This is a genomic window from Aquipuribacter hungaricus, from assembly GCF_037860755.1.
GTDB classification, from domain to species: Bacteria; Actinomycetota; Actinomycetes; order Actinomycetales; family JBBAYJ01; genus Aquipuribacter; species Aquipuribacter hungaricus.
Genome location: NZ_JBBEOI010000242.1, coordinates 1 through 5160 on the forward strand (window position 1 = coordinate 1; position 5160 = coordinate 5160).

The following is a 5160-nucleotide window of genomic DNA, read 5'->3' on the forward strand; positions in this document are numbered from 1 at the left end:
CGCCGCCACCGGCAGCCGGCCACCCCCGCGCGCGCCCGCCGCACGCTCGTCCTGCCCCTGCGGGTGGCCCGGACGGGCGGTCTCGGGGGGGGCGGCTCAAGTCGCCCCGGCACCGCCCCGACGACCATGGCGTCGGTGGGCAGAGCCCTGCCGCGGGCCGCCCGCCGGGCGGCGCCCGAGCGAGGAGAGGGGGGTCGTGTGACAGCACCGCGCACCCCCGGCCGTCGTCGGCTGCTCGTCCTGGACACCCTGCTGCGCCGCGCGATGTGGGCCGTCGTCGTCCTGGGGACGGTCCTCGGGCTCACCTCCACCGGCTTCTCGGCCACCCCCGCCCCCCAGGGGCTCACGCTCGCCGTGCTGTCGGCGTTCTTCCCCCTCGCGTGCCTGCGCCTGGTCGTCGCGGCGCTGCTGGGTCCTGAGCGCCGGACCGCGCGCCTGGTCCTCGTCTCGGGCGTGGCGCTGTGGGCCGTCGGCTCGATCGTCCTGCACCAGGGCGGCGACGTGGCCGACAAGAGCTTCCCCGGGCCGGCCGAGCTGTTCTTCTCTCCCTCCTACGCCGCCTTCGCGGCCTACCTGCTGCTGGACGCCTCGGGGCGCACCACCGCCAGCCGCAAGACCTGGCTCGAGGCGGTCCTCGTCTGCGGCGGCGTGACCTGCCTCAGCGCCAGCCTGCTCGCCAGCCCGCTGGGCTCGGTGTTCGGCGCCGAAGGGCTCGCCCTGCTGCTCGCGGTCGTCTACCCGCTGCTCGACCTCTTCCTGGCCGTGCTCGTGCTCGGGCAGGTCCTGCTGGGAGCCCGGGGCCTGGGTCGCGACACCTGGCTGCTCGTCGGCGCGTTCGCCGTCCTCGGCGCCTCCGACGTCCTGTTCCTGCTCGCGGCCGCGCCCGACACCTACTTCGTCAACGTGGTCACCGACGTCAGCTACGGCCTCGCCTTCGCGCTGCTGGTCGCGGCAGCCTGCGCCCCGCGCAGCGAGCCCGTGCGCCAGCACAGCGGCCGCACCCGGGGCAACCTGCTGGTCGGGGCGGGCGCCGTGGCGCTCCTGGCCCTCGTCCTGCGCCCGCTGGACTCCGGCGCCTGGTTCGTCACCGTGCCCGCGGTCGCCACCCTGGTCGCCACCGGCGCCCGCCTGCTCGTCGCCCTGCGCGAGGCCCAGGGTGCCGCCGAGGCCCGCAAGCTGTCGCGCACCGACGAGCTCACCGGGCTGCTCAACCGCCGCGCGATCCTCGCCGACGTCGACGCCCGGCTGCGGGTCGACGGCCCGGTCTCGCTCATGCTCCTGGACCTCGACGGCTTCAAGGAGGTCAACGACAGCCTCGGCCACTCCGCCGGCGACGCGCTGCTGCAGGAGGTCGGCCACCGGCTCGTCCGCACCCTCCCCGCCTCCAGCCGGGTCTCCCGCGTCGGCGGCGACGAGTTCGCCCTCATGGTCCTCGACGACGACGGCCTGTCCCTGACCCGGCTCGCGCGCCAGGTCCGCGCCGTCCTGTCGGAGACGATCACCGTGGACGGCCTCGACCTGGCGGTCGGGGCGTCGGTGGGGATCACCTCGCGCCTGCCCGAGGACCTCGACGCCGTGACGATGCTGCGCCGCGCGGACGTCGCGATGTACCGCGCCAAGCACGCCCGGCTCGGCGAGTCCACGTACGACCCCGCCCACGACGGCTTCTCCCGCGAGCGCCTGGAGCAGGTGGAGTCGCTGCGCACCGGCATCGCCGACGGCCAGCTGGTCCTCTGGTACCAGCCCCAGGTGGACGCCGCCACGCAGCAGGTCACCGCGGTCGAGGCGCTCGTGCGCTGGGAGCACCCCCAGCACGGGCTGCTCGGGCCGCTGGCGTTCCTGCCCGAGGCCCGACGCGCCGGGCTCATGCCCGCCCTCACCGAGGCCGTCGTCGCCATGGTCGTGGCAGACGCCCGCCGCTGGGCCGACCTCGGGCAGACCTTCACCGTGTCGTTCAACTGCGCGCCCCCGGAGCTGCTGGGCGGGCGCATGGTGCCGGCGCTGCTGGACGCCGTCCGCGAGGCCGGGCTGCCGCCGGACCGTCTGCTGGTCGAGGTGACGGAGGACTCCTTCGTCACCGACCCCGAGAAGGCCCGCGCCGTGCTGCAGGAGCTGCGCCGCAACCGCGTGCAGACCGCCATCGACGACTACGGCACCGGCTTCTCCTCGCTGGCCTACCTGCGCGACCTGCCGGTCCAGGAGCTGAAGATCGACCGCTCGTTCGTCAGGACGATGGGCAGCGACAGCAGCAGCCGCGTCATCGTGGAGTCCACCCTGCAGATGGCCCACGCCATGGGCCTGCGGGTCGTGGCGGAGGGAGTCGAGGACGCCAGCACCGCCGCGGAGCTCGTGGCCTGCGGGGTCGACGTGCTGCAGGGGTACCACATCGCCCGCCCCATGCCGGCGGCCGAGGTGGGCGCCTGGGTCGCCGAGTGGCGCAGCGCCCTCAGGACGCGCGCGGCCCGCTGAGCAGCACCTGGCGCGGCACGACGACCCGCGCGCGCAGGTCGACCGAGCGGCGCAGGACGAACCCGGCCAGCGGCGGCAGGTCGATGTCGTCCAGGCCGTGGCCGAGGCCGACGAGCCGGTAGGCGTCGGGCAGCTGCCGGCGCTGGTTGTCGATCATCGTCTGCATGTCGGCGTAGACCGGCGTGGTGGCCGGGGAGCCGTCGAACGCCTGCGTGGAGGCTCCCGGCAGCGTCGTGTAGACGATGCCCATCATGGCCAGGCGCTGGCGGGCGACCTCGTCCATGAGCGCGACGGTGGCGCTCACGCCGTTGGCGCGGGCCACCTGGAACAGGCCGTGGCACAGCGCAGCGGTCCACAGCGCGCCGGTGGCGTGGGAGCGGCGGCGCACGCTGAGCGTCGCGACGTCCCACGTGGTGGCGGGGTCCAGGCCGGCGCCGGCCATCGACGCCTGCGCGTCCATGCCCCACGGCTCGGCCGCCATGTACTCGGCGGTCTTGGTGCCGGCGGGGCCGGGGACGAGGAGGCGGGCGGAGGCGACCGCGGTGCCGGAGCCGTCGACGAGGGCGAGGAACACCGAGGCGTCCTCGTAGCCGACGAAGCTGGCGTCCAGGTGCTCGCGGGTCTCGCCGAACCGGTCCTGGAACACGTCCGTCTCGCACGCCACGGCGGCCTCGAGGTCGCTGCCCCGGGGGTCGAAGACCAGCCGGAGCGAGGTCGGGCCGGCCTGGGGGGCGGCGTCGACGGGGGCGGCGTGGCGGGCGGTGGCGGCAGTCATGCGACGGGGCTCCTCGGTGCGGGGCGGCGTTGTGGCGGTCCGGGGTGGGTGTCCCCGGCACCGACGACGCTACGGATGTACGACGCAGCGTCGACGGTCGATTGCCGTGGGTTGGTCCCTGCGGACAACCCGCCCGCCACTGCGTAGTCGTCTCCGTACCCCGCGTCACCCACCCGTCGACCCAGGGTTCACCCGGACGGCCCAGCGGGGCCTGACGCTGCGTGCGCGCGGCGCCTGAGGTCAGCCCCGCGGGAGCAGCCGCGTCCGCGGCAGCGCCGGGGCCCGCAGCCAGGCGTCGGCGTCCCAGCCCGGGACCTCGCCGAACCGGTCGGCGCGGTCCTGCCACTGCTCCCGGGCGGTCACGACGTCCTCGTGGCTGCGGCCGACGAAGTTCCACCACATCACCAGCCGCTCGGCGAACGGCTCCCCGCCCAGCAGCAGGAACGTCGTCCCCTCCGTCACGACGACCTCCGTCGCGTCGCGCCCGGTCCCGAGGTGCACGAGGTCGCCGGCGCCGGGCCGCTCCCCCGCCACCTCCAGGGCCCCGGTGACCAGGAGCACCGCGTGCTCGAAACCGGGGTCCAGGGGCAGCCGCACCAGGGCCGGCCCCTCGGTGCGCACCTCGACGCCCAGCAGAGGGGTCCACGCCGTCGCCGGGGACGTCATCCCGTCGTGGCTGCCGAGGAGCACGGTCGTGCGGACGCCGTCGCGGGTGCGGGCGGGCAGGTCCTCGTGGTGCTCGAAGGCGGCGGCCCGGTGCCGGTGCTCCTCGGGCAGCGCCACCCACAGCTGCACCCCGTGCAGCGGGGCGCCGTCGGCGGGCAGCGAGCGCTCGGCGTGGGCGACCCCGTCCCCGCCCGTCATGAGGGACAGCGCGCCGGGGCGGACGCGGGCCGTGGCCCCCGTGGAGTCCTCGTGCAGCACCTCTCCCGACAGCAGCCACGTCACGGTCTGCAGCCCGGTGTGCGGGTGGGGTGGCACGACCATGACGTCCTCGCCCGTCGCCGGGCCGTAGGAGTCGACGAAGCACCACGCGCCGACGGTCGTCCGGGCCCGCGACGGCAGGCTGCGCCGCACCGTGATCGCCCGCGGCCCGCCCAGCGGCACCTCGCGCGCCGGCAGCAGCTGCGCGGTGGGCCCGGCCGGGGGCGCGACCGGGGGCGCCGGCGCGGGTGGTGCCTCCTGCAGGCGGGCCTCCGTGGTGCTCACGGGGTCGATCCTGCCTCCGGACGTCCCCGGCGCACCAGGCGGACCCCGGCCACGACGAGGGCCAGCACCACGCCGAGGACGACGAGGAACGGCAGGACCGCACCGAGGACGACGAGCACGACCGACGTCGAGGCCCCGAGCGCCTCCCAGCCGCCCCGGAGGCCGTCGAGGAACGGCGGCAGGTCGCGGCCGGCCGCCTCCACCCCCTCGGGCGTGCTGAGCCGCACCGTCACCGTGGCCAGCGCCGCCAGGTCGGCGAGCGCGGCCCGCTGGGCGTCGACGGACTCCAGGTCGGCCTGGCGCCTGCTGAGCTCGGTCTCCAGGGCGAGGACGTCCTCCAGCGTCGTCGCGCCGGCGAGCAGCGAGCGGATCCGCTCGACCCCGACCCGCTGGGTGGCGGTGCGGCTCTCCAGGTCCACGAGCCTGGTCTCGACCGGCTCGGACTCCGCGGTCCGGGCGACCTCCGACCCCAGCGCGGCGACCGACGCCATGACGCCGGGTGTGCCGTCCGCCGGGACCCGCAGGACGATCTCGGCCCGCGGCCGCTGCCCGCCGGAGCTGCTCTCGGCCGCGACCTCGCCGCCGGCGCGCACCGCGAGGGCACGGACCTCCTCGGCGGCCGCGGGGACGTCGTCGACCGCGACGTCGATGCTCGAGGTCACCACGCGGCGCCCGACGGCGGCCGCGCCCGGCTCCGGCAGGGCACC

At 76.3% G+C, this 5160-nt stretch carries 4 protein-coding genes; 1 reads left to right on the top strand and 3 read right to left on the bottom strand.

Annotated features, from left to right (window positions below; all coding sequences use genetic code 11):
• Positions 1–198: 198 nt before the first annotated feature.
• Complete coding sequence (locus WCS02_RS17145; protein WP_340295442.1) at positions 199–2469, top strand: putative bifunctional diguanylate cyclase/phosphodiesterase; 2271 nt, start codon at positions 199–201, stop codon at positions 2467–2469.
• Here WCS02_RS17145 and WCS02_RS17150 read toward each other — a convergent pair.
• From WCS02_RS17150 to WCS02_RS17160, 3 genes are all read right to left on the bottom strand, one after another.
• Positions 2447–3244, bottom strand: coding sequence for a hypothetical protein (locus WCS02_RS17150; protein ID WP_340295444.1), 798 nt, complete (start codon positions 3242–3244; stop codon positions 2447–2449). The genes WCS02_RS17145 and WCS02_RS17150 overlap by 23 nt on opposite strands.
• 240 nt (positions 3245–3484) lie before the next feature.
• On the bottom strand, positions 3485–4453 hold the full coding sequence (locus tag WCS02_RS17155) for a pirin family protein (protein WP_340295446.1): 969 nt from the start codon (positions 4451–4453) through the stop codon (positions 3485–3487).
• On the bottom strand, positions 4450–5160 hold a 711-nt coding region (locus tag WCS02_RS17160), incomplete at its 5' end, for a DUF4349 domain-containing protein (RefSeq protein ID WP_340295448.1). The genes WCS02_RS17155 and WCS02_RS17160, both read right to left, overlap by 4 nt.